This is a genomic window from Nonomuraea endophytica (assembly GCF_014203235.1).
Classification (GTDB): Bacteria; Actinomycetota; Actinomycetes; order Streptosporangiales; family Streptosporangiaceae; genus Nonomuraea; species Nonomuraea endophytica.
This window is the reverse complement of the sequence record NZ_JACHIN010000013.1, coordinates 326540-349452: the sequence shown is the minus strand read 5'-3', so window position 1 is coordinate 349452 and position 22913 is coordinate 326540. Positions and strand designations below refer to the sequence as shown.

The following is a 22913-nucleotide window of genomic DNA, read 5'->3' as shown; positions in this document are numbered from 1 at the left end:
AGCAGGTGCACCCCCCATGATCCTGCCCTCCACCAGAACCGCCGCCGCGTTGCTCGCCGCCGCGCTGGTGCTGGCCGCGTGTTCGTCCGGCAAGGAGGCCACCACCGCGGGCGCGAGCAAGGCGCCGGCGGACGGCAAGGTCTCGATCGCCTACCTCCAGAAGCAGGGCGACCAGGAATACTTCATCGGCGAGGCCCAGGGCGCCAAGGACAAGGCCGCCGAGCTCGGCGTCGACCTGCAGGTCGTCGACCTCGGCGAGGACACCAACAAGGCGGTCACCGAGACACAGGCCGCCATCGGCAAGAAGGTCGGCGGCATCATCATCGTCGTGCCCGCCCCTGCCGTCGGCCCCCAGATCGTCCAGCTCGCCAAGGACGGCGGCGTACCTCTGCTCACCTCCGACGACCAGGTCTGCGTCGACGGCCCCGACCCGGCCGCCTGCGACAAGTCCAAGCTGGTGCCGCGCGTCGGCTTCTCCGGCGCGCAGATGGGCGAGTCCGTCGGCACCCGGGCCGGCGAGGAGTTCAAGAAGGCCGGGTGGAAGAAGGAGGACTCCGCGATCATCACGGCGTGGCAGCAGGACGTGACCGTCTGCACCGACCGCGTCAAGGCCGCTGTGCCCACGTTCGAGGCTGCGGCGGGCGTCACCGGCGTGAAGGTCATCGAGGTCGGCACCGACAACACCCCGACCGGCGCCCAGGACAAGGTCGCGGCCACGATCAGCGGCAACCGGGCGGTCAAGAACTGGGTGATGCTCGGCTGCAACGACGAGAATGTCAGTGGTGGCGTCACCGCCATGCAGAACTCCGGAATCAAACCTGAGAACATCATCGGGGTGGGTTTGGGCGCCTATCTCGCGTGCAAGGACTGGAACAGCGGCAAACCTTCGGGTATGAAGGCAGCGTTGTTCATCAACGGATACGAGGTCGGCAAGCTCGCCGTGCAGACGATGTACGACAACATCAAGAACGGCACCGCCATGCCGGCCGAGGCCTTCGCACCGACGAAGATGGTGGATGCGACCAACTGGCAGGCCGAGGGAGTCAAGTGCAGCGCCTGACACGGTTATCGGTGGCCGCCGCGGCGGCGGCCACCGCTCTGGCAACGCTCGCGAACCCGGCGGCGGCCGACGAGGTGCCCGAAGGCGCCCTGCTCGGCGACGGCAGCCGGGTCGTGCGCGTCGACGACGGCCGCTGGGTGGTGGCCAAACACCTGCCCAACGGCGACATGGCGGTGGCGCTCTACAACGACAGCGGGCACCCGCAGCGCATCGCCACCACGGTCACCGACATCGGGCTGCCAGCGGCGGCGCCCGCCTACCGCGTCCGCGAGCTGTTAACCGGCGCCGACGCCCACACCGCGGGCGTCCTGGCCGCCAACGTGCCCGCCAGGCAGGCGATGCTCTACCAGATCTCCCGGGATGCCGCCTGGTCCTCCTACCCGCCGCTCCTCGAGTTCGACCTCCAGGTCCCCACCCCCTATCAGGGGGCCGCCGCGCTCATCGAGCCCGGCGCCACCGCCCGGGTGACCACCGTCGTCACCAACCACGGGCTCACCAACGCCGCCGACATCGCTTCGGCGCTGCGCGTGCCCGACCGGTGGCTGTCCGCCGCCGCGACCCCGGCCGCCGCCAAGGTCCTCGGCCCCGGCCAGCGCCTGGCCACCGCCTGGAACCTCACCACCCCGGCCGACCTGCCCCGCAACGCGTACTGGCTGGAGGGCAGCGCCGCCAAGCTCCGCGCCTCCTCCGTCTTCGTCGTGCCCCCGCCCGCCCCCACCGGCGCCGCCTACGTCAGCGACCTGCGCTGGCTCAGCATGGCCAACGGCAAGGGCGCGGTCGAACGGCGCAAGGTCGTGGTGAACGGCGCCACCTACGCCAAGGGCCTGACCGCCCACGCCCCCGGCACCCTCGACTACTACCTCGGCGGGCGCTGCACCAAGCTCACCGCGCACGTGGGCGTCGACGACGCCGCCGGCACGGGCGGCACCGTCACCTTCGAGATCTGGGCCGACGGCCGCAAGGCCGCCGACTCCGGGGTGCGGACCGGCGCCATGGCCGCGCTGCCGCTCGCCGCCGACGTCACCGGCGCCCGGCTCGTCAGGCTCGTCGTCACCGACGCGGGCGACGGCCCCAACGGTGACGCGGCCGCCTGGGGAGACCCGGTGATCGCGTGCTCAGGGTAGAGGAGCTGGCCAAACACTTCTCCGGCGTCCAAGCCCTCCGCGGCGTCACCTGCGACTTCCCCGCCGGCCAGGTCACCGCCCTCATGGGCGAGAACGGCGCCGGCAAGTCCACGCTCATCAAGATCGTCAACGGTGACCACCGCCCCGACGGCGGCCGCGTCCTGCTCGACGGCCGCCCCCTCGACCTCCACTCCCCCGCCGACGCCCGCAGCCACGGCATCCGCGTCATCCCCCAGGAGCCGGAGATCATCCCGCACGTCTCCGTCGCCGAGAACGTCCACGCCGGCGCCCTGCCCCGCCGCCGCGGCCGCCTGCTCGACCGCGCCGCCCTGCGCGAGCGCGTCCAGTCCCAGCTCGTACGGCTCGGCTTCGAGCACGCCCTCCACCCCGACACCCTCGGCTCAGCCCTCACCCCGGCGCAACGCCAGCTCGTCGAGATCCTGCGCGCCCTCACCGGCGAGGCCCGCGTCATCGCCTTCGACGAACCCACCTCCTCCCTCGGCGAACACGAGACCGAAGCCCTCTTCGCCCTCATCACCCGGCTGCGCGAGCAGGGCCTGGCCATCGTCTACGTCTCCCACCGCCTCAAGGAGATCTTCCGCCTGGCCGACCGCATCGCCGTCCTGCGCGACGGCGCCCTGGTCGGCGTACGGCAGGCCGCCGAGGCGAGCGAGGGCGAGATCGTGCGCATGATGGTCGGCCGGGACCTGTCATCCATGTTCGAACGCCCCGGCACCGAGGCCGGCGACGTCGTCCTCGACGTACACGAGGTGACCACCGACGACGTGCGCGGCATCACCTTCCAGGTGCGGGCCGGCGAAGTCGTCGCCCTCGCCGGACTTGTCGGGGCCGGCCGCTCCGAACTCTCCCGCGCGCTGGCCGGCGACCTGCCCATCCGCTCCGGGACTGTCAGCGTGGGCGGCCGGGTGCTGCGGCTGCGCCACCCGGGCGACGCCGTACGGGCCGGGCTGGGCTACGCCCCCGAGGAACGCAAGGCCCAGGCCCTCTTCCTCGACCGGAGCGTACGCGACAACACCTCCCTGGTCATCCTCGACCGCCTGCGCACGTTCCGCTTCGTAAACCGCGCCGCCGAGAACCGAGCCGTAGCCGAGTTCGTCACCCGCCTCCGCGTCCGCACCCCGTCCCTGGAACACGAGGTACGCAAGCTGTCCGGGGGCAACCAGCAGAAGGTCGTCCTGGCCCGCTGGCTGGCCCGCCGCCCCAAGGTGCTCATTCTCGACGAGCCGACCCGGGGGATCGACGTGGGGGCGAAGGCGGAGATCTACCACATCATCGCCGACCTGGCCCGCTCCGGCGTGGCCGTCCTCGTCGTGTCCTCGGAACTCCCCGAGGTCCTGGGCCTGGCCGACCGCATCCTGGTCATGCAGAACGGCCGCATCACCGGCGAACTCCCCCGCACCACCGCCACCGAGGAATCCATCCTCTCCCTGGCCATGACCGACGACCTAACCCCCACCCCCTCGTAAACCCCCGCCCACCCCCGCGGCACGCCCCGCCCAGCACGCCCCTCCCCGGCCGGACCATCCCCCACGCCCCCGCCCCGCCCTCGGCCGATCCATCCCCACACCATCCCCGGGCCCACCACCCAGCCCTCATCCCGCAGACCCCGCTCAGCCCGTGACATCACCGCGAACTGCCATCTCACGCACCATGATCGGCCGATGTCCCCACGGCCTGGCCGACGCACCGCCGTACCCCATGACCGCCACTCCCCGCCGAGGCCCGCACACCCATGACCAGCGCAGCAGAGCACGCCGACCCCATGCCAGGAGGCGCGCGATGACCTCCCAGACCAGCGCCCACAAGGCCCCCACCGACCCACGCGGGAACCGCGGCCGATGGGCAGGAGCCGTCACCGCCATCGGCGCCCAGAACCTGATCCTCGTGCTGGCCATCGTGGCCGTGGGCGCGCTGTTCGGCGTGCTGGACCCCGGCTACCTGGCGTGGAGCAACGTCCGGGTGATCGGCGACGCCGTGACGATCGCCGGACTGCTGGCCGTCGTCCAGACGGTGGTGATCATCTGCGGCGCCCTCGACATCTCCGTCGGCTCGGCCACCGGCGTGGCGTCCGTGGTCAGCGCGATGGCCTTCATGTCCACCGACCGCAACCCGATGCTCGGCATGGCCGCCGCCCTGGCCGTGGGCCTGCTGCTGGGTCTGATCAACGGCATCATCATCGTGTACGGCCGCGTCAACGCCGTCATCGCCACCCTGGCCACGCTGGCCGCGTACAAGGGCCTGGCCCAGCTGCTGTCCGGCGGCGCCGCGCAAGGCTACGTCCTGGGTGACGACCTGTTCATCTTCATCTCCCGAGGCAGCCTCGCCGGCCTGCCGACGATGGTGTGGATCCTCATCCTGGTGGCCCTGGCCATCCACATCCTCCTGAAGTACACCGACATTGGCCGCAACCTCTACGCCATAGGCGGCAACGACACCGCCGCCCGCCTCGCAGGCATAAACATCAACAAATACCTGATAGCCGTGTACGCCCTGGCGGGCCTGGTAGCCGCCATAGCCGGCATCATCCTCACCGCCCGAATCGGCTCCGGCCACCCCACCTCGGGCAGCGCCGGCCTGGAACTCAAGGCCATCACCGCCGCGGCCCTGGGCGGCTGCGCCCTGAAGGGCGGAAAGGGCGGAGTGGGCGGCACCCTCCTGGCCGTGGTGCTGCTCGGCGCCCTGGAAAACGGCCTCACCTTCCACGGCATCAGCACCTTCTGGCAGAACGTCGCCCAGGGCGCCCTCCTCGTCGTCGCCGTGGTGATCCAGCAACGCCGCAGCGGCGAACGCGCCGTGGGCCTCCCCACCTGACAACCGGCTCCGAGAGGCGGCCCGGCGGTGGGTGTCGGGCTGGCCAGCCCAAGAGGCCAAGCCAGCGGCAAGGGCGAGCGACGGGCCGGATCCAGGACGTTGGCCTCGTCTCGGGATGTCCCGGGAGAAGGACCCAAGAGGACCAGCGCGAGGGTTCGGGCGGACCAAGCGACGGGTCTTGGCGCTGGGCCAGGCGAAGGGCCCAGAGCTGTGGGTCGCGGCGGTTGTGGCGGGGCTAGTAGGCAGTCAGCCTCGTGGGGCCGTGGTGGTGGGTCGTGGGGTCGTGGGCTGATGCGGTCGTGGGCTAGTGCGGGGTCGGGTGGGGGTCTATGGCGTTGGCGAGGGTGTGGAGGGCGCGGGCGGCTCGGCGGCGGAGGCTGTGTCCAGTGCCGGAGGCTGTGGGGCCTGGGGTGGCGGGGCTGGGATTGGGGCCGCCGCGTCGGTTGGCGGGGGTGGTGGGGCGGCGGCGGTGGGTTGTGGCGGTGCGTTCGGCGGCGGCTTCGGCCAGCAGGTCGGCGTGGCGGGTGCGGACGTAGTCGGTGATCATCTGTTCGTTCATCGGGTGGACTCCGCTCGGGTGATGGCGATGTCGCCGCTCAGGCTGCGGGCGGTGATTTCGACGGTCTGCTCCGTGGGGGACGGCTCGGTGGTGTCCTGGGTGAGGGCGGACGTTACGCGGCCGGTCAAGGAGTTGACGTCCAGCCAGGCGGCGGTGCCCTGGTGCACGGCGACCGTGGCGTCGCCGGAGGTGGTCTGGATGCCGATCTTGCCGCTGGTCACGCAGTGGAGGGACACGTCGCCGGAGGTCGACTTGATGGAGGCGTCCGAGGCGGCCTTTGCGATCACCAGGTCGCCGGAGATGACGGTGGCGGTGATGGGGCCTCGGGCTTCGGTGACGCGTATGTCGCCTGATGCGGTGGTGATGGTGGCGACGTCGTCGATGACGTCAAAGGTGATGTCACCTGACGCCGTCTTGGCGATCGTGGTGGCGGAGTGGGTGGCGTCCAGGTCGCCGGACGCGCTGGTGAACTCGATTCCGGCCACCTGGCCGCGGATTCTGACGTCGGCTGAGGCGGTGTCGACCACTACCCGGGAGCCGGTGGGAACCTCTACGACGATGTCCAGGCTGGGGGTGCGGCGCAGGCGGGAGCTGTCGGGGGCCTTCACCTGTACGACGCCGTCACGGTGGGTGATCTTGACCGATTCGAGGTAGTCGGCGGCGCCGTAGTCGTCCGGGGTGACCTCGACGGTGGTGTCCGCCCGGTCGGACGCGGTGACGACCAGGTCACCGGCCGGGAAGTTCACGTGGAGGGCGATGGGGTCCGGGGTGCTGAAAGTGGGCATGGCGGGATCTCCGATCGGCGTGGTGAAAACACCCTCCCGGTCAGGCGCGGCGAGGGCGTGATGGGTGCCCGCCCAGGACGGGCCTGGGCGCATGTTCTGCCCGCGGGTGACGCTGCGAGCGAGGCCGGCGGGTTGGCGGGCCCAGCCGGTGACGTGCTGCCCGCGGGTGACGCTGCGGGCGGGCCCGGCGTGGTTAGCGGCCTGGCGGGGTTAGCGGGCCCAGCCGGTGATGCGTTGGCCGGGGAAGCCCGAGGGTGGGGCCGGTTGGCCGGAGACGGCCTGGGTCAGGGCGCGGACCATCCAGGCGTTCACCGACAGGCCCGCCTGGCCCGCGACCTGTTCGATGCGGGACTTCAGCGGCTCGGGCAGGCGGAGGGTCATCCTGGCGGTTCCGGCGTCGCCGTCTCCCGGGCCGGGGGGCTCGGGAGGCGCGGGCGGGGCGGAGGGGGTTGGCGGGATGGGTGGGGTCGGGCCTGGCCATGCGGCGTCGGGCCAGCCGGGCGGACCGGGCGGGCCGTAACCACCAGGGCCGTAACCACCACCAGGGCCGTGGCCAGCTCCGGGGCCGGGGCCGCCACCAGGGCCGGGGCCGCTGGGGCCGTAGCTGCCTGGGCCGTACGCGCCCGGACCGTAGGCGCCCGGGTGGCCGCCGGGGCCGGGGTCACCCGGGCCGCCTGGACCGTAGCCGCCTGGGCCGCCTGGGCCGCTGGGGCCCTGGCCTGGCCAGGCGTCGGGGGCCCAGCTTGGGTCGCGGACGGGTGGGACGGTGACCACCAACTCCGGCTCCCTGCCGCGGATCCGCAGCTCGACCAGGCCGGGCTCGATCTGGCTGGTCACCGACTCCGCCGCGTCCGACAGCACCTCCAGCAGCGTCAGCCGCACGGAGGACTCCAGCGCCGAGGTCAGCGAGTCGGCCGCGGCGCGCATGTCCGCGCCGCCCACGTCGGCGGCGGCGGTGAGCTCCCTGCGGAGGGTGTCGATGTGGGGCGTCAGGTCCATGACGTCATCATGACATCAGAGTGCTGTCATGGCAAGGGGCGGACTGACACAGGCAAGCATCACCCCGACGTCACTCGGAGAGGATGTCGTGGAAGCGCCTCGCCACCAGCTCCCATGACCAGGCGGAAGTGATCCACTCGCGCCCCAGCGCCCCCATCTTCCGCGCCCGTTCCCGGTCTTCTAGCAGCTCGACCAGCGCCTGAGCCACCGCCCCTGCCGATCCGCCGTCCACGACCAGCCCGGTCTCCCCCTGACGTACGGCATCCGGCGCCCCGCCGGAGGCCCCGGCCACCACGGGCAGCCCGGTGGCCGACGCCTCCAGGAAGACGATCCCGAGCCCCTCCACGTCGGCCCCCCGCAACCGCGTACGGCAAGGCATCGCGAAGACGTCACCGGCCGCGTAATACCCGGGCAGGCTCTCCCCCGGCACCGCTCCGGCGAACACCACCGACCGGGTCCGGGCCGCCAGCCGTTCCAGCCGCCGCCGGTCAGGACCGTCCCCGACCAGTAGCAGCACCGCGTCCGGCACCGCCCGCAACACCCGGGGCCAAGCCTTGATCAGCTGGTCCTGCCCCTTACGCCGCACCAGCCGGGACACGCACACGACCACCGGCCCCCCGAAGGCGCCCGCAGGGGGCACACCGGGATGGAAGGCCGCCGTGTCGACGCCGGGCGCCAGCCGTACCAGCTTGGCGGCAGGAACGACCCCGGCGAGCCGCGCCCGCGTGTACTCCCCCAGGTAGGTCACCACGTCGGCGTGCGCCCCGATGCGGCGCAGGACGGCGCGCAGCGGCGGGGTGCTCGCCCAGGAGGCCTCGTGGCCGTGCGTCAGCATCACCACCCGCCGCGCCCCCGCCGCGCGCAGGCGGGGCGCGAGCAGCCCCAGCGGGGCCGCGGCGCCGAAGACCACCGTGTCGGCGCCGAGGCGGGTCACGAGCCGGGCGGCCCGCCGCGCGACGCCGGGCGTGGGCAGCATGAGCGAGGTGGGGTGCCGGACGATCGGGTACGGCTGCCGCCGGTCGAACTCGGCGCTGCCCGCCCAGGCCGGCGCGTAGACGACGGCCCCGGGCGTGCGCACCGCCAGCCCGTGCACGAACGACTGGATGCCGCCCTGACGCGGCGGGAAGTCGTTCGTGACGATGAGGACGCGCCTCACGGCTCCGGGACGCCGTTCAGCAGCGCCCAGGAGCGGGCCATGGCGATGCGCTGCGGCGCGGTGGGGTGGGAAGAGTAGAGGACGTACTCGACGGCGTCCGGCGCGAGGTCGGAGATGTTGGTCGTGGCCAGCCGCTTCTGCATGGACACGAACGTCGCCGGGTCGCGGGTGAGGTCGAGGGCGTGGGCGTCGGCGCGGGCCTCGACGTGGCGGCTGACGACGTTCTGGGCGGGTCCGGACAGCACGGTGGCCAGGCTCATCAGGCCCATGACGGCGCCCACGGCCAGGGGTTCGGTGATGGCGGTGACGCGGGCGCGCCGCCGTACCAGCGGGAAGAACGCGAACAGCAGGGCGGCGCCGAACGCGGCGCCCAGCGCGCCGATGAGCGTGCCGTTGAGCACATCGTTGTACTTGGCGTGGCCGAGTTCGTGGGCGACGACGAGTTCGACCTCCCGCTCCGGCGCCTTGAGCAGCGTGTCGTAGACGACGATGCGGCGGGTGGCGCCGAAGCCGGAGACGTAGGCGTTGAGCGCGGTGGTGCGGCGGGAGGCGTCGGCGACGAGCACGTCCTCGACCGGTACGCCGTCGCGCTCGGCCATGGCCAGCAGGCTGGTACGCAGCGGAGACGGCGGCATGGGCCGGAAGTCGTTGAACAGCGGCTCGAAGACGACCGGGTACACGAAGGAGGCGGCGACGGTCAGCGCGGCGGCGCCCACGGCCGCGGGCACCCACCAGCGCCGGAACCTGCGGGCCAGCCCGACCAGCGCCACGATCATGATGGACAGCAGCACGACCCGGACCGCGATGTTCTTGAGCCGGTCGCCGCTCCAGCCCGCCCAGTCCTGGGTGGACAGGCCGAAGTCGCGCAGCCGTACCTCGAACCACATCCCGAGCGGCCAGCGCACGACCTCGACCAGCACGGTGAGCAGCAGCACGCCCAGCACGACCCGCAGCCACCACGGGCCCTTGAGCCGGCCGAGGACCTTCGCGCCGAGCGGCGTGGCGACCAGCAGCCCGGCGAACAGGATCGTGAGCCCGAACGACAGGTACGACGGCACGCTGGTGGCCGCGTCGAACGCCTGCGACCTGGCGATCTCGGCGGCGGAGAAGTCGCGGGCCGGATCGGGGGCGACCTGGGGCGCTCCCGGCGGCAGTGCCCGCCACGGCGTGGTGAACGCGGCGACCGCGACCACGACGGCGCCGAGCACGACGGCGGCGATCCCGGCCTGCCGCCGTGTCCGCGCGGGGGCCTTGTCCCGCTGATCGGTCACTCGAGTTCCTCCCGTAGATAGGCGCGCCACCCGGCGACGAGCTCGCCGGTTGGCAGGGGCAGAGCCCGCTCCACGCCCAGGCGCCGCGCGTCGCGGTAGAGCCTCACCAGCCTGTCCTCGCCGAAGCGCGCGGCCAGGAAGCGACACGCCAGCCAGGCCTCCTGGTAGGACTGTGCCAGCCGCGCGGCCCCTGGCGCGAACGCGTCCGCCCCGGGCAGTTCCTTGGGCATCCGGCCCGCCCGTATCTCGGTGGCCAGTTCGGCGGCCGCCACGGGGACGGCCAGGCCCGCGTCCTTGTAGGCCACGTAGTCGGCGAAGCCCTCGTACAGCCAGGGCGGCAGCCCGCCGGTGCCGGCGGCGACGTGGGTGAGTTCGTGGGCGAGGACGACGTCGCGTCCGGTGGGGGTGAGTTTGGCGTAGTTCTCCGGGATCACGATGACCCTGCCGTCGTGGGCGAGCGCGGCCAGGCCCTCGACCGAGTCCACGCCGGCCGTCCGGGCCGCGTGGGCCGCGTTCTCGGCGAGTTCGACGCTGGGCCGTACCGGCCGGCCGAGGATCGCCGCGACGCGCTCCGCCGCCCGCTCCGCGCGCCGCTGAAGGTCCGTTCCCGCATCGGGGGTCCGCTCGGGGGCGCAGCCCAGCGCGAAGACCAGGAGGGCCGCGAGGGCGGCGCGACGGCTCACGACCACGGCCCCGATGGTAGCCGGACGCGCGAAGGCCCCGTCCCGGGAGGGGACGGGGCCTTTCGGACCGGGCGACTACGTACCGGGCCGGACGGCTCCCGCGAAGGACGACTTGCGCCATCCGCTGAGCCGCTCGATGCGCACCCGCTTGCCTGAGCTCGGCGAGTGGACCATCTTGCCGTTGCCGACGTACATGCCGACGTGGCCTCGACCGCGGAAGAACAGCAGGTCACCCGGCTGTAGCGACTTCCACGAGATCTTCTTCTTGATGCGCGCGTACTGGCTGTGCGTCACGCGGGGGATCTTTACCCCGGCCTTCTTCCAGGCGTACTGGACGAGACCGGAGCAGTCGAAGGCGCCGGGTCCCGTTCCGCCGTAGCGGTACGGGTCGCCGATCTGCGCCCTTGCAGCGGAGACGGCCTTGCGGGCCTTGCTTTTCTGCCGGGCAGTCGCCGACTGCGTCGCCGTCTTGGCCGAGATGGTGGTCTTGGCCTTGGTACTCGCCTGGGCCGCCGGGGCATGGAGGGCGAACCCTCCGGCCGTCACGGTCATGGCGAGCGCCGCGCCACCGAGAACAAGACGGGGGTTGTGCAGGGAGGTAGACAGGATTTCTCCTTGGTTCTTCCACGAACGCCTACCGGGTTAGCTGACGGATTCGGGCCTGGAAGTCGCCCTACGGCACGCTGAACGCGCCGATTCACCCCTTGATCCCGGGGGAATGGGATCGGTGGTTCCCCGGCTCCGTGCCTCCTGGCTGCACGGACTCGGCAGGTCGCTGGCCCTGGTCGTACGGGGGCGACCGGCGGATCTCTATGGGTCCTCATCGAGCCCGGACGGGGCTGATGCCGGTTCGCGGCCACATGGCTTGTTCGCCGCGACGCCAGAACGTACTCCCGGGTTCACGGCCCGGCAAAGTCCCGGCAAAGTTGTAAAGATCAGATAGAGGACCCTGTCAGGACGGGAACTCCTGCTGGGCAGCGGGGTCCCGTTACTCAAATGTGACCCTCCTCACACTTGGAGCTCCAGGGCTGAGTCAGGTCCCATCCGCCCCTCCTGTCACACGCGTCACAGCGGTCAGCCGGAAGCCGGTCGGCGCGTGCCGTACCTCTTCGATCTCCTTCAGCCGCGCGGCGTGCTCGCCGCCGAGATAGCGGAAGAGGTACGGCACGCGCCGCGTCCGCCGGATCTCGAACCGGGCGGCGATGGCCTCGAGCATGTCCCGCGCGGGCGAATGGTCGACGTGCGCCTCGCGCCAGCGGATCATCGGGTCCGGCTCGGGCCGGTCGAAGCGGCCGAGCAGGGTTCCGGCGTCGTAGAACCAGGTGGCGGCGGCCTCGTCGGCCCAGTCCCAGGCGAACTCGTCCACCACGAGCAGCCCGTCCGGCCTCAGCAGCGCGGCCGCCCGGTCGAGCGCGGCCTCCAGCGGGTGCATGTGGTGCAGCGACAGTGACAGCACGATGACGTCGAACGGGTCGTCCTCGTAGCGCGTCAGGTCGGCGCGCTTCGCGGGCACTCCCGCCGCGAGGGCCGCCGACGGGTCGAGGTCGATGGCGGTGACGTCGTGGCCGTGCGCGATCAGCGCACCGGCCAGCTCGCCGTCGCCGCAGCCGGCGTCGAGGACGCGGGCGGGAGCCTCGGGCAGCGCGGAGAGAATCCAGGTGTCCATGCCCCGATCGTGCAGCGGCCGAGCCATGCGCACCACTGCGGGTTCGGCATGAAAGGCATAAGCTCCATGCATGCTTGACGTCTGGTCGCTGAAGGTGCTGTCAGAGGTGGGGCGGCTCGGGTCGTTCTCGGCGGCCGCCGAGGCGCTGTCCATGACCCAACCGGCGGTTTCCCGGCAGATCGCCGCGCTGGAGCGCCGGTCTGGAGTGTTGCTGTTCCACCGCCTGCCACGCGGCGTACGTCCCACCGGCGCCGGGCAGGCCGCGCTGGAGCAGGCCGCGCACGTGCTCGACGGGATCGCGCTGCTGGAGACCCGGCTGGCCGCGCACGCGGCGGGCGAGCACGGGCGGGTGCGCGTACAGGCGTTCCCGAGCGCCGCCACCGCGTTCGTGCCCGAGTGCTTCCGCCTCTTCGCCGCCCGCCACCCGGCCGTCGAACTGTCCCTGACCGTCGGCGGCGGCGCGTCCGCCGTCCTCGCGGGAGAGGCCGACCTCGCGCTGGTCACCTCGTGGGACCCCGCGCCCGCGGGCCTGGACCTGGTGCCGCTGCTCGACGACGAACTGCTGGTCGCGCTGCCGGAGAGCCACCCGCTGGCGGCCGGGGAGAGCGTGCGGCTGCGCGCGCTGGCCGGGCAGGCGTGGATCGACGGCAGCCACCCCGACTGCCTCGGGCCGCTGTCCGAGCTCGCCGCCGCGCTGGGGACGCCGCCGCGCGTCAGCCACCTGTGCGATGACTGGAACGGGCGTCAGGGGCTCGTGGCGGCCGGCGTCGGGGTGATGGTGTTCCCGTCGATCGCGGGCGGCGCGGCCCTGCGCCCGGACATCAGGCTCCTGCGGCCCGAGCCCGCCCTGCCCGCGCGCCGCGTCTTCGCCGCCGTCCTGCCCGCGCCCGGCCGCTCACCGGCCGTGGAGGAGCTGCTGCGGACCATGTTGGGGTACGGCGGGCCGTAACGTGGGCCGGGGCTTCAGGGGCGGATCGCGCCCACGACGCGCCTGCCGTACGAGGAGAACTTGACGACCTTGATGACGTCACCCGTCTGGGGCGCGTGCACGATATTGCCGTTGCCCGCATAAATCGTGACGTGACCGAGGCCCTCGCTGAAGATCAGGTCACCGGGGCGCAACGCGTCCAGCGAGACCCGGCGCTTGGCCCCCCACGCCCACTGCTGCCAGGTCGTACGCGGCAGCGAGACGCCGGCCGCCCGCCAGGAGGCCTGGGTGAAGCCCGAGCAGTCGTAGCCGCGCGGACCGGTGCCGCCGTAGATGTACGGCTTGCCCACCTGCCCGAACGCGAACTTCAGCACCGCCGCCGCGTTCCCGGTCGCCGGGCCCGTGTACTTGATGCCGGTGCTGTTGGGATCGCCCGACTTGTACGCGCCGAGCTCGCGCAGGAGCTTCTTCTGCTCCTGGATCAGCTTGAGGATCTCGGCCCGTTCCTTCTCGACCTTGTCGCGCTCGTCATCGGCCGCGACCAGCGCGTCCTGGGCCAGGTCGCGCTGCGTCTTGAGTCCCTTGTTCTCCCGGTCGAACGCGGCCAGCTTCTCCGCCCGCTCCGCCTGGAGCTGGCCGCTGAGCGCCATGCCGTTGAGCATGCTCATCGGGTCGCCCTGGCCCAGCATCGCCGGCCACGAGGTGACGTCGGAGCCCATCTGGTAGTCGTTGACCGCCATGGTGATGACCTGGGCCCTCAGCCGGGCGACGGTGGCCAGCTTGTCCTTGTAGGAGGAGTTGAGCTGGCCGTACTTCTTCTTCGCCGTCTTGTGCCGCTCGGTGGCGGTGTTGAAGCGCTCGACGACGTGGTCGGCCTTGTTGTTGAGGCGGGACAGCTTCGCCTTGGCCTGTTTGATGGTGGGCTTGGGATCAGCCACGGCCACGCCGACCGGCGACGCCAGCAGCCCGATCGCCAGACCAGTCGCCAACGAAACCCGGCCAAACCTCACAGCGTCGCCTCCCAGTGATCACACCTGGGGGCAAATAGTACAGAAGTGATGGGTGTGTTCTCAGCGTTTACCCCGATTTGTAACCCACGCCCCACCACTCTCACCTCCCCCACCCGCCACCAGGCCGTCCCCGTCACACGCAGCGGGCGCCGCACCGCGCGACCGGCCGCCGTCCGGATGCCCGGGACCGCTGGGGGTGCCCGTCGAGCGGCCGGCCGCGCCAGTGGGCGCAGATCGGAAGTTACGCCCAGCCGAGGCACCCGCGCACCCAGGCAGACCAATCCGGTCTGACACTCCTCCTCACTCCCTCCGCCAGAGCACGAAACCCAGAGCCAAGGCGTCACGTGCGGAGGCCACGGGACGCCCGGCACAGAACGCAAACCCAAGGACAAGGCCGGGAGCACAGGCCGAGCGCGAGGACACGGAGGCGGGACGACGCGGGCCGAGGGACGCGAGGCGCGAGGGGGTGGGGGCGAGAGGGTGTGGGTGGGGGTCAGACGCGGCCGAGGCGGCGGAGGATGAGGGCGGAGGGGACGGGGCGGGCGCCCATGCGGCGGACCGACTCGGCCACCTCGCGGTCCGATGACACCACGGCGATCGCCCGGCCCGGCGGCTCGGCGCGGACCAGCTGGCGGATCACGTCGTCGGCGATCTCGCCCGGGGCGCTGAACAGCACGCGCACCCCCCGGGGCGCCACCACCTGGACGGGTGAGTTGAGTTCGGCGCCGTCGAAGACCACCGTGACCTCCACCCGGGTCTGGGCGACCAGCCCGCCGAGGCCGGTCATCAGGCGGGCGCGCTGGTCGGCGAGGGTGAAGTTGCCGTAGCCGGTCTTGGTCACGTTGTAGCCGTCGATGATCAGGTGCACCTGCGGCAACGCCAGCAACTGGTCAAGCAGCTGCGGGTCGTCGTCGGCCAGTGCACGGGCCGGCACGCCCCGCACACCGGGGGCGCCGGGCGACACCGCCGCCACCGAGTCGGCCGGGCGGCTGATGGTGGTGGGCAGGGCCAGTTCCCTGCGCAGACCGGCCGAGGCGTCCTGCAGCGCGTCAAGGAGGACCCTGATGCGGGCGTCCTCGATGCTCCGGCCCTCGCGGGCGGCCCGGCGGGAGGCCTCCAGCTGCTTCTCCACGTCGCTCAGCCGCTCACGCAACCGGCGCAGCTCGGCCTCGCCCGCACTCCCGGCGGCCGTGGCGGCGGTCTTCACCTCGACGGCGGCCTGCTCCACGGCGGTCACGCGCTGCTCGGCCGCCTTGGTGCGCTCACGGGCCTCGTGGAGTTTGCGGCGAAGGTCGGAGTTCTCGGCGCGGGCGGTCTTGAGCTGCTCGCGCAGCCGGTCGGACTCCTCCTTGGCGGCGGTCTTCGCCCCGGCAAGCTGTTCGCGCAGCCGTACGACCTGCTGCTCCTGCGCGGACCCCTCGGCGGCGACGGCGGACTGCTCCAGGTCGGCGCGCGCCATCTCCACCATCTCCGCCCAGCCGGGCGGGCGGGTGAGGTACGCGGCGGCGGCCACCAGCACGGGGTCGGCGGCCGGCGGCACGCTGCCCTCGGCCAGCGCGGCGACGAGCTCCGGCCAGCCGGCCGCGACCGACTCGGCGACGGCCTCGCGGAACTCCTTGTCGCTCTCCAGCTGAGCGGCGATGGGCGCGCTGCCGAGCTTCGCGCGCTTGCGCGGATCGAACTTGGCGATCCCGCGCAGCGGCGGAGGCACGATGGCGGCCGGCATCGACCCCAGGACCTGCGCCGCGAGGTCGACGACGTTAAGTCTTACCTGCTCAGGGAGCGGGCGAGACAGGCCTTCACCGGCTGAACTCATCCCGTTGTGTCCCTTCGCGCCTTGCTCTTTCAGTCAAGGGTACGGCTGCCGCGTACCTAACCGTAACTGTGCGTTGCATCTGGACAAGCGCTTGGTTGGCGGTATACGACTGTGCCAGGCCAGGGAGGTCCAGGGTGACGGAGCAGATGCGCACTTCCACGCGTGACCTGGAGGAACTGCACGATCGGGTGTCCGCGTGGCTCGGGGCCAAGCTCGGCCGGGCGGTCCCGGTGTCGGAGCTGGAGCGTCCTTCGGGCAATGGAATGTCCAGCGAAACGTTATTTTTCACAGCACAATGGGCCGAAAAGCCCACACGGTGCGTCGCTCGCATGGCGCCCACCGCCGAGGCGGTGCCCGTCTTCCCCGCCTACGATCTCGGCGCCCAGTTCGAGGTCATGCGGCTGGCCCGCGAGCGCGCGGGGGTGCCGGCGCCCCGGGCGCTGTGGTTCGAGCCGGACCCGGCGCCGCTCGGGATGCCGTTCTTCGTGATGGAGCGTGAGGAGGGCCTGGTCCCGCCCGACGTCATGCCGTACACGTGCGAGGGCTGGCTGCTGGAGGCCGATCCCGAGGGCGCGCGGACGCTTCAGGACGAGACCGTCGCGATCCTGGCGGCCGTGCACGAGGCGCCCATCCGCCCCGCCGAACTGGCCTTCCTCGGCGCCGCCGGGCTGCGGGCGCACGTGGAGGACCAGCGCGCCTACTACGCCTGGGCGCACGGCAGGCGCCGCATCCCCGTGCTGGAACGGGCCTTCGACTGGCTGGAGGCGCACTGGCCGGAGGACCCCGGCCCCGACGTGCTGACCTGGGGCGACGCCCGGCCGGGGAACGTCATGTACCGGGACTTCCGCCCGGTGGCCGTGCTGGACTGGGAGATGGCCGCCGCGGCCCCGAGAGAGCTGGACCTCGGCTGGATCATCTTCCTGCACCGCTTCTTCCAGGACATCGCGGAGATGCTGGAACTGCCCGGCATGCCAGACTTCATGCGCCGCGACGACGTCTGCCGGAAATATCAGGAACTAACCGGCTACCAGCCCCGCGACATGGACTTCTACGAGATGTACGCCGCCCTCCGGCACGGCATCATCATGGCCCGCGTCTGGCAGCGGCGCATCCACTTCGGCGAGCAGGCCGACCCCGAGGACCCCGACGACCTGGTCATGCACCGCGCCGCCATCGAGCGGATGCTCGCCGGCGATCAGGGCCCGGCGTCGTAGACGGTCAGCGCGATCTGGACCCGGTTGTTGAGCTCCAGCTTGGTGAGGATGCGCGACACGTGCGCCTTCACCGTGGCCACGCTCATGTAGAGCTCGGCCCCGATCTCCGCGTTGGACCTGCCCTGCCCCACCGCGACGGCCACCTCCCGCTCGCGCTCGCTCAACCGGGCCAGCAGAGCCCGCGCCCGGTCGGTACGCTGCCCCACGCCCCCGTCGGACACGTGCGAGATGAGCTGCCGGGTGACCACCGGCGACAGGATCGGCTCCCCTGCCGCCACCTTGCGGATCGCCGACACCAGGTCGCCGGGCGGGATGTCCTTCAGCAGGAACCCCGCGGCCCCGGCCCGCAGCGCCCGCAGCACCTGGGCGTCGGCGTGGAACGTGGTCAGCACCACCACCTCCGGCGGCGACGCGGTGGCCCGCAGGGCCTCGGTGGCGGCCAGGCCGTCGACGCCCGGCATGCGGATGTCCATGAGCACCACGTCGGGCCGGTGCTCGGCCACGCTCGGCGGCACCTGCGCGCCGTCGGCCGCCTCGCCGACGATCTCGATGTCGCCCGCCCCCGAAAGGATCATCGACAGCCCCGCTCTGACCAGGGCGTCGTCGTCGACGATCAGTACGCGGATCGGTGCGGTGGTCATGTCGTCCACGGTAGCCATGCCTTCACCAGAAAGTCCCCATCGGGTCGCGGGCCGTGCTCCAGACGGCCGCCGGACAACTCCGCGCGTTCGGTCAGCCCGATCAGCCCGGCCCCCGCGCCGGGGATGCGCGGGCCGAGCCGTACCCCGACCGGGTTGCGCACCTCCACCGTGAGACCGTCGCCGGGACCGCCGGAGACCCGCACCGTCACCGGCGCGCCGGCGGCGTGCTTGCGGGCGTTGGTGAGCGCCTCCTGGACGATGCGGTAGGCGTTGCGGCCCAGCGCGTCGGGGACGCCCTCCTGGTCGGGCAGGATCAGCGCGACGTCCATGCCGGCCTGGCGGCCCTCGGCCACCAGGGTGCTGACGTCGGCGAGGGTGGGCTGCGGGCGGTCGGGGACGTCGTCGTCGCCGGCGGAGTGGCGCAGCACGCCGATCACGCCGCGGAGGTCCTGCAGCGCGTGGTGGGCGCTCTCGCGGATGGCGGCGGCGGCCCTGGCGATCTCGGCTGGCTTGGCGTCGGGGCGGAACTCCAGCGCGCCCGCGTGCAGGCTCAGGATCGACAGGCGGTGGGCGAGCACGTCGTGCATCTCCCGGGCGATGCGCTCGCGTTCGAGGTGTTTGGCCTGCTCGGCCGCGGTGTCGGCCTGGACGCGCAGCGACCAGACGAGCTGCCGCCTGGCGCGCACCATGAGCCCCCAGGCGAACAGCGCGGTCACGATCGAGGCGCCCAGCACGAAGGTGCCCCAGAAGCCCAGATCGGGGGTGGGCCGGAAGTAGGCGAAGGGGAAGAGCGTGACGATGTTCGCCAAGGCCACCGGGGCGGAGATCCTGAACGGGCGGTGCACGGCCACGGTGAACATCGCCACCGCCGAGGCCCCGCCCACCAGCACCAGCCCGGTCGACAGCACGGTGAGCGCGAGCGCCAGCGTGACCGGCCAGCGCCGCCGCAGCCACAGCGACGCGCACGCCAGCGCGCCGAGCACCTGCTCGGTGGCCTGCAGCGGCTCGGGGACCTGGCTGATCTCGGGCAGCGTGAGCAGCGTGAGGACGCAGGCCAGCGCGAACATGAGCGTGTCGACGATCCAGTCGCGCGTCGAGCGCTTGACCGGCCGTCCCTCCTCGCCGTCGCCGAGCAGGACCGAGGGCAGCGCCCATCGATATTCCTGCCCGGGTGCCCGGGCGCCGTCCGACTCCTTCATCGTTTCCCGAGGTTAGAGCCTTCCAACGACAGAAAGACAGCGACCAAAGTCGATGTGTCGCTCAACCTACGGCCGAGGCGGCGTCAACGGGCCCGGGGCCAGGCTGGAGCCATGAGAGTGGTCCTCGAGATAGCCGGCTGGCTTCTGCTTCTGCAGGGAGCGGGCGGCGTGATCAATACCTTGTTCGGCTGGTGGAGCTGGGCGCACGACCTGCTGCTGGTCAACAGGCTGTCGTTCCTGAGCGGATACGAGGTGTTCGCCAGCATCGTCCTCGGTGTGCTCGGCGCCGCGCTCCTGGCCGCCACGAGCGCGGCCAAGAAGCGGGAGGCCTGAGATGAGCACGCTGGCCCTGCGCCCGCCGCGCCACCAGGCCGACCCGAGGGCCGTCTCCTGGTGGACGGTCCAGTCGTTGCTGCTGGCCGTGCCACTCGCCGCGGCTGCCGCCGCCGCGTTCTGGTTCTTCTCCGACCGGCCGTTGTGGCTGGGGCTGGTGGTGGCCGCGTTCGTCGTGATCTGCCTGGTGCTGGCCCTGGTGGCGCCGCGTGCGTACTACCGGGTGCAGCGCTGGGAGGTCACCGACGACGCGGTCTACACCCGCCAGGGTTGGGTGACCCACACCTGGCGGGTGGCGCCGATGTCGCGCATCCAGACGGTCGACACCGCGCGGGGGCCGGTGCAACGGCTGTTCGGGCTGGCCGACGTCACGGTGACCACCGCCTCGGCCGCCGGCCACATCAAGATCGAGGCGCTCGACCACGAGCAGGCGGCACGGCTCGCCGAGCGCCTGACCGCGATCACCCAGGCCACTCCCGGAGACGCCACGTGACCACCGCTCAGGAACAGGAGATCCTGCCCGAACAGGGCGGCTGGCGGAAGCTGGCGAGCAGAAGCGTGGCCGCCTCGATGGTGATGTCGGTGGCCGTCATCGTGCCCGTCGTCGTGGTGCTCGGCCGGATCCTGCTCGGCGAGAACTGGTCGTTCCCCGCCGTGGCCGGCGTCAACGCGCTCGCCGCCGTCGTCATCATGGCCGCCGTGGCGGTCTACGACCTGCTGCGCCTGCGCACCACCCGCTGGCGGCTGACGGACGAGCGCCTGGAACTGCGCTCCGGCATCGCCGAGCGTCGCCACCGGTCCGTGCCGCTCGACCGCGTGCGCAGCGTGGACATCACCGCCGATCCGGTACGGCGGGCGTTCGGGCTGGCCGTGGTCAAGGTCGGCACCGGAGAGCACACCGGCGAGAGCAAGGAGCTGACCCTCGACCCGCTGGTCAGGCCGGAGGCGGAGGAGCTGCGCCGTACCCTGCTGGAGACGGAGCGCCCGCAGGAGGGGACGGCCGCGGCGGCCGACGCGGCGGTGGCGCGGCTGGACTGGGCCTGGATCAGGTACGCCCCGCTGAGCATCTGGACGTTCGTGGGCGGCGCGATCGTGGCCGGCGCGCTCTACAAGCTGCTCGACGTGCTCGGCTTCAACCTGGTGAGCGACGGCACGCTGACCCAGGCGTGGTCGTGGGTGCGGGCGCACCCGTGGCTGGCCGCGCTGGCCTTCGTGGCGGCCAACGTGTTCGTGGGCCTGGTGGGGGCGCTGGGGCTCTTCGCCGAGACGTGGGGACGCTACCGGCTGGAACGCGAGCCCGGACGGCTGCGCCTGCACCGCGGCCTGCTGACCACCCGCTCGCTGACGCTGGAGGAGCGGCGGCTGCGCGGCGTGGAGGTGGCCGAGCCGTTGCTGCTGCGGCTGGGCGGCGGCGCCAAGGTGAAGGCGGTGGCGACGGGCCTGCGCAAGGCCGAGGACAACGAGACCGAGGACGTGGCCGCGCTCACCCCGCCGATGCCGCGCGAGCTGGCCTGGCAGGTGGCCGCGGCCGTCTACGGCGCGCTTCCCGGCGAGGAGCACCCGGTGCTGCTGCGCCACCCGCGCGCGGCCAGGCTCAGGCGGCTGCGCTGGGCCGTGGCGTACGTGGTGGTGCTGGCCGCCGCTGTGGGCGTCCTGGACGCGGTGTTTACGTGGGTGCCGGTCTGGGCCTGGGCGGCGCCGGTCGTGGCCCTGCCGGTGGCGCTGGGGCTCGCGGTGGACGCGTACCGGGGGCTGGGGCACGGGCTGGGGCCCAGGCACCTGCTCACCCGGTCGGGTTCTGCGCTGCGCAGCACGGTGGCGCTGGACCGCTCGGGCATCGTGGGGTGGACGGTGCGCCAGTCGTTCTTCCAGCGCCGGGCCGGGCTGCTGACGGTCTCGGCGACCACGGCGGCGGGCAAGGGGCACTACGACGTTCTGGACGTCGCCCAGGACGAGGGCCTGCGCACGGCGTCCGTCGCGGTGCCCGGGCTGCTGGAGCCGTTCGTCGTCAGGCGGTGAGAAAGTCGCGCCTTGCCCAGGCCCCTGTGCTGGGCAAAGCGCGACTTCGACCGATAAGCGTAGCCATCGCACTTGCAACCCAATTGCAGGAGGTCAGCTGCCGGTCGGCTGCTCCTTCATCGCCGCGGCGAAGGCCCGGGCCAGCTTGAGCGCGCCCTCGCGGGCCTCCCTGTCGGCCAGCAGCCGGGCCTTGGCGGAGTTGGGCGCCGCGCCCTCGGGGACGTCCACGCCGGCGTAGTCCACCAGGACCACCTTGGCGCCGACGCGCAGGACGACCGTGCCGCTGCCGTTGTGGAGCAGCCCCTTCTTGAACGTGACGTACTGGCTGAAGGCGCTGTCGCCCAGGTCCTTGACATCCGTGATCTTGCTCCAGGTGATGCCGCCGAAGCCCATCTCCTGGTTGGCGCCGCGCTTGCGCGCGTACAGGCCCCTGGCCGCGCCCTGGTCCTCGGCGCCCGCCCGGTTGGTGAACTCGTGGATCGTGATCATGGCGCTGCGCAGCTTGTAGCCGGCGCCCTCCATGGGGATCTTCTTGTTCAGCCAGCGGCACTCGCTCTGGCGCTCCTGGCCGGCCTCGGCGTCGCGGGCGCGGGTCTCGCCCTCCGGGACGAGCTCCAGCGCCACCTGCGCGACCTTCTGGCACACCGGCGGGAAGACCGCCACCGGCGTGGGCGACAGCGTGGGCCGGGCCGTGGGCGAGGTGGAGACCTTGGGCTTGGGCTGGGCCAGCACGTTCGGGTTGGCCGCCTGCCAGGCAGCCATGCCCTTCACCACGTGCCCGACCAGGGCGCTCGCCTCGCGCAGGGCGTTCTCCTCGTTGATGGACTTGGTGCCCTCGTTCGTGAGCATCTGGGCGTCCTTGGGCTGCTGGCTGGCCTGGAACTTGACCTTGACGGTCATGTCGCCGTTCCTGGCCTGGGCCTCGCCGAAGGAGTACCAGAGCAGGTCGCCGGAGCGCCGCCAGGTGTACTGCACGAAGGCGCCCTCGCCCACGCCCGGGATCTCCCGCATCGGGGAGATGTACTCCTTCTCGCCCTTGCGCAGCTCCGGCTTGGCGGTCTCGCGGTACTTGGCGCCGCTGAGGTCGAGCTCGTAGGAGCTCTGGGCCATGGAACGGCCGGTCTTGGCGCCCTCGCCCTTGTGCTGCTCGACCCGGATGTCGATCTCGCGGCTGCGCCAGAACTCGTTGTAGGAGATGCGGCGGTTGGCCCAGTTACACGTGAAGGAGATCGTGTAGGAGTCGGGGGCGTCGCGCGAGTCGCCGCTGACCGTGGCGCCGGGCACCAGCCGTTCGGCCTCCTTGGGCGGCACCATCGCGCAGACGTCCAGCGCGGACGGCGCCGCCGGCTTGCCCGAGCCCGAGCCGGACGGCACGCCCGTCGGCTTGGCCGCGGTCGGCCGGACGCCGGGCAGCGTGGCCCTGCCCGTGAGCACGAGCGCCGCCACCGCCCCCGCGCCCAGGACCAGCACGACCACGGCGGCGACCAGGGCGACGATCCAGCCCCTGCGACGGGGCGGAGGCAGCTGGGCCGGCGGCATGGTCGGCTGCTCGAACGGTCCGCGGTACGGGTTGGTCGGCGGCTCGAACTGGCTACCGGGGTTCACTGCGTCACTCCTG

General features: G+C 72.3%; 22 protein-coding genes and 1 riboswitch. Of the genes, 9 read left to right on the top strand and 13 right to left on the bottom strand.

What is annotated here, in order from left to right; genetic code table 11:
• Positions 1-16 precede the first annotated feature (16 nt).
• The 4 genes from HNR40_RS39870 (at position 17) to HNR40_RS39855 (ending at position 5016) form a co-directional block, all read left to right on the top strand.
• A complete protein-coding gene (locus HNR40_RS39870; RefSeq protein ID WP_184970910.1) occupies positions 17-1060 on the top strand; it encodes a substrate-binding domain-containing protein in 1044 nt (347 codons plus the stop codon).
• A complete protein-coding gene (locus HNR40_RS39865) occupies positions 1048-2184 on the top strand; it encodes an NPCBM/NEW2 domain-containing protein (RefSeq protein WP_184970908.1) in 1137 nt (378 codons plus the stop codon). Before HNR40_RS39870 ends, HNR40_RS39865 begins: the two co-directional genes overlap by 13 nt.
• The gene (locus tag HNR40_RS39860) at positions 2172-3671 is read left to right on the top strand and encodes a sugar ABC transporter ATP-binding protein (RefSeq protein ID WP_184970907.1); all 1500 of its coding nucleotides are present in this window, start codon (positions 2172-2174) and stop codon (positions 3669-3671) included. Before HNR40_RS39865 ends, HNR40_RS39860 begins: the two co-directional genes overlap by 13 nt.
• Before the next feature lie 313 nt (positions 3672-3984).
• The gene (locus HNR40_RS39855; protein WP_184970905.1) at positions 3985-5016 is read left to right on the top strand and encodes an ABC transporter permease; all 1032 of its coding nucleotides are present in this window, start codon (positions 3985-3987) and stop codon (positions 5014-5016) included.
• A 304-nt stretch (positions 5017-5320) separates the two neighbouring features.
• On the opposite strand, the gene HNR40_RS39850 is transcribed toward HNR40_RS39855, so the two are convergent.
• From HNR40_RS39850 to HNR40_RS39815, 8 genes are all read right to left on the bottom strand, one after another.
• Complete coding sequence (locus HNR40_RS39850; RefSeq protein WP_184970903.1) at positions 5321-5575, bottom strand: hypothetical protein; 255 nt, start codon at positions 5573-5575, stop codon at positions 5321-5323.
• Positions 5572-6360: a DUF4097 family beta strand repeat-containing protein gene (locus tag HNR40_RS39845; protein WP_184970901.1), complete on the bottom strand. Its 789-nt coding sequence runs from the start codon at positions 6358-6360 to the stop codon at positions 5572-5574. Before HNR40_RS39845 ends, HNR40_RS39850 begins: the two co-directional genes overlap by 4 nt.
• Before the next feature lie 210 nt (positions 6361-6570).
• Entirely contained in the window at positions 6571-7359 is a 789-nt protein-coding gene (locus HNR40_RS39840) for a hypothetical protein (RefSeq protein ID WP_184970899.1), read from the bottom strand.
• Positions 7360-7429: 70 nt separating this feature from the next.
• Positions 7430-8515: a glycosyltransferase family 4 protein gene (locus tag HNR40_RS39835; RefSeq protein WP_184970896.1), complete on the bottom strand. Its 1086-nt coding sequence runs from the start codon at positions 8513-8515 to the stop codon at positions 7430-7432.
• Entirely contained in the window at positions 8512-9786 is a 1275-nt protein-coding gene (locus HNR40_RS57570; RefSeq protein ID WP_184970895.1) for a M48 family metallopeptidase, read from the bottom strand. The genes HNR40_RS39835 and HNR40_RS57570 overlap by 4 nt, the downstream gene beginning before the upstream one ends.
• On the bottom strand, positions 9783-10475 hold the full coding sequence (locus HNR40_RS57565; RefSeq protein ID WP_184970893.1) for a hypothetical protein: 693 nt from the start codon (positions 10473-10475) through the stop codon (positions 9783-9785). Before HNR40_RS57565 ends, HNR40_RS57570 begins: the two co-directional genes overlap by 4 nt.
• Before the next feature lie 69 nt (positions 10476-10544).
• Positions 10545-11021: a C40 family peptidase gene (locus tag HNR40_RS39820; RefSeq protein ID WP_184970891.1), complete on the bottom strand. Its 477-nt coding sequence runs from the start codon at positions 11019-11021 to the stop codon at positions 10545-10547.
• A gap of 64 nt (positions 11022-11085) precedes the next feature.
• Positions 11086-11249: riboswitch (cyclic di-AMP (ydaO/yuaA leader) on the bottom strand.
• A gap of 253 nt (positions 11250-11502) precedes the next feature.
• Complete coding sequence (locus HNR40_RS39815; protein ID WP_184970889.1) at positions 11503-12135, bottom strand: class I SAM-dependent methyltransferase; 633 nt, start codon at positions 12133-12135, stop codon at positions 11503-11505.
• Between the two features lie 70 nt (positions 12136-12205).
• Here HNR40_RS39815 and HNR40_RS39810 point away from each other — a divergent pair, with 70 nt between their 5' ends.
• Positions 12206-13084, top strand: a complete 879-nt coding sequence (locus HNR40_RS39810) for a LysR family transcriptional regulator (RefSeq protein ID WP_184970887.1) — start codon at positions 12206-12208, stop codon at positions 13082-13084.
• A 14-nt stretch (positions 13085-13098) separates the two neighbouring features.
• Here the strand turns inward: HNR40_RS39810 and HNR40_RS39805 are convergent, their stop codons facing one another.
• Both HNR40_RS39805 and HNR40_RS39800 read right to left on the bottom strand, forming a co-directional pair.
• Entirely contained in the window at positions 13099-14052 is a 954-nt protein-coding gene (locus HNR40_RS39805) for a C40 family peptidase (protein WP_246509967.1), read from the bottom strand.
• A 514-nt stretch (positions 14053-14566) separates the two neighbouring features.
• Positions 14567-15889: an NYN domain-containing protein gene (locus tag HNR40_RS39800; RefSeq protein ID WP_184970884.1), complete on the bottom strand. Its 1323-nt coding sequence runs from the start codon at positions 15887-15889 to the stop codon at positions 14567-14569.
• 329 nt (positions 15890-16218) lie between these two features.
• Here HNR40_RS39800 and HNR40_RS39795 point away from each other — a divergent pair, with 329 nt between their 5' ends.
• A complete protein-coding gene (locus HNR40_RS39795; RefSeq protein WP_246509966.1) occupies positions 16219-17103 on the top strand; it encodes a phosphotransferase family protein in 885 nt (294 codons plus the stop codon).
• Here HNR40_RS39795 and HNR40_RS39790 read toward each other — a convergent pair.
• On the bottom strand, positions 17085-17744 hold the full coding sequence (locus HNR40_RS39790; protein ID WP_221341374.1) for a response regulator: 660 nt from the start codon (positions 17742-17744) through the stop codon (positions 17085-17087). The genes HNR40_RS39795 and HNR40_RS39790 overlap by 19 nt on opposite strands.
• On the bottom strand, positions 17741-18943 hold the full coding sequence (locus tag HNR40_RS39785; protein ID WP_184970880.1) for a sensor histidine kinase: 1203 nt from the start codon (positions 18941-18943) through the stop codon (positions 17741-17743). Before HNR40_RS39785 ends, HNR40_RS39790 begins: the two co-directional genes overlap by 4 nt.
• A gap of 111 nt (positions 18944-19054) precedes the next feature.
• Between HNR40_RS39785 and HNR40_RS39780 the strand changes: the two genes are divergently transcribed.
• From HNR40_RS39780 to HNR40_RS39770, 3 genes are read left to right on the top strand one after another with little or no spacing between them, the layout of a single operon-like run.
• The gene (locus HNR40_RS39780; RefSeq protein ID WP_184970878.1) at positions 19055-19276 is read left to right on the top strand and encodes a hypothetical protein; all 222 of its coding nucleotides are present in this window, start codon (positions 19055-19057) and stop codon (positions 19274-19276) included.
• A 1-nt stretch (position 19277) separates the two neighbouring features.
• Positions 19278-19769: a PH domain-containing protein gene (locus HNR40_RS39775; protein ID WP_184970876.1), complete on the top strand. Its 492-nt coding sequence runs from the start codon at positions 19278-19280 to the stop codon at positions 19767-19769.
• Complete coding sequence (locus HNR40_RS39770; RefSeq protein ID WP_184970874.1) at positions 19766-21295, top strand: PH domain-containing protein; 1530 nt, start codon at positions 19766-19768, stop codon at positions 21293-21295. The genes HNR40_RS39775 and HNR40_RS39770 overlap by 4 nt, the downstream gene beginning before the upstream one ends.
• Before the next feature lie 93 nt (positions 21296-21388).
• Here HNR40_RS39770 and HNR40_RS39765 read toward each other — a convergent pair whose 3' ends face one another.
• Positions 21389-22900 carry a hypothetical protein gene (locus tag HNR40_RS39765; protein WP_184970872.1) on the bottom strand — a complete coding sequence of 504 codons (1512 nt, stop codon included), beginning with the start codon at positions 22898-22900 and terminating at the stop codon, positions 21389-21391.
• Positions 22901-22913 lie beyond the last annotated feature (13 nt).

Excerpts from the sequence above, each read along its gene's own strand:
- HNR40_RS39870 (WP_184970910.1), top strand. The coding sequence starts at position 17 with ATGATCCTGCCCTCCACCAGAACCGCCGCCGCGTTGCTCGCCGCCGCG.
- HNR40_RS39855 (WP_184970905.1), top strand. The coding sequence starts at position 3,985 with ATGACCTCCCAGACCAGCGCCCACAAGGCCCCCACCGACCCACGCGGG.
- HNR40_RS39850 (WP_184970903.1), bottom strand. The coding sequence starts at position 5,575 with ATGAACGAACAGATGATCACCGACTACGTCCGCACCCGCCACGCCGAC.
- HNR40_RS39845 (WP_184970901.1), bottom strand. The coding sequence starts at position 6,360 with ATGCCCACTTTCAGCACCCCGGACCCCATCGCCCTCCACGTGAACTTC.
- HNR40_RS39840 (WP_184970899.1), bottom strand. The coding sequence starts at position 7,359 with ATGGACCTGACGCCCCACATCGACACCCTCCGCAGGGAGCTCACCGCC.
- HNR40_RS39820 (WP_184970891.1), bottom strand. The coding sequence starts at position 11,021 with ATGACCGTGACGGCCGGAGGGTTCGCCCTCCATGCCCCGGCGGCCCAG.
- HNR40_RS39815 (WP_184970889.1), bottom strand. The coding sequence starts at position 12,135 with ATGGACACCTGGATTCTCTCCGCGCTGCCCGAGGCTCCCGCCCGCGTC.
- HNR40_RS39810 (WP_184970887.1), top strand. The coding sequence starts at position 12,206 with ATGCTTGACGTCTGGTCGCTGAAGGTGCTGTCAGAGGTGGGGCGGCTC.
- HNR40_RS39800 (WP_184970884.1), bottom strand. The coding sequence starts at position 15,889 with ATGAGTTCAGCCGGTGAAGGCCTGTCTCGCCCGCTCCCTGAGCAGGTA.
- HNR40_RS39795 (WP_246509966.1), top strand. The coding sequence starts at position 16,219 with ATGGCGCCCACCGCCGAGGCGGTGCCCGTCTTCCCCGCCTACGATCTC.
- HNR40_RS39790 (WP_221341374.1), bottom strand. The coding sequence starts at position 17,744 with ATGACCACCGCACCGATCCGCGTACTGATCGTCGACGACGACGCCCTG.
- HNR40_RS39785 (WP_184970880.1), bottom strand. The coding sequence starts at position 18,943 with ATGAAGGAGTCGGACGGCGCCCGGGCACCCGGGCAGGAATATCGATGG.
- HNR40_RS39780 (WP_184970878.1), top strand. The coding sequence starts at position 19,055 with ATGAGAGTGGTCCTCGAGATAGCCGGCTGGCTTCTGCTTCTGCAGGGA.
- HNR40_RS39775 (WP_184970876.1), top strand. The coding sequence starts at position 19,278 with ATGAGCACGCTGGCCCTGCGCCCGCCGCGCCACCAGGCCGACCCGAGG.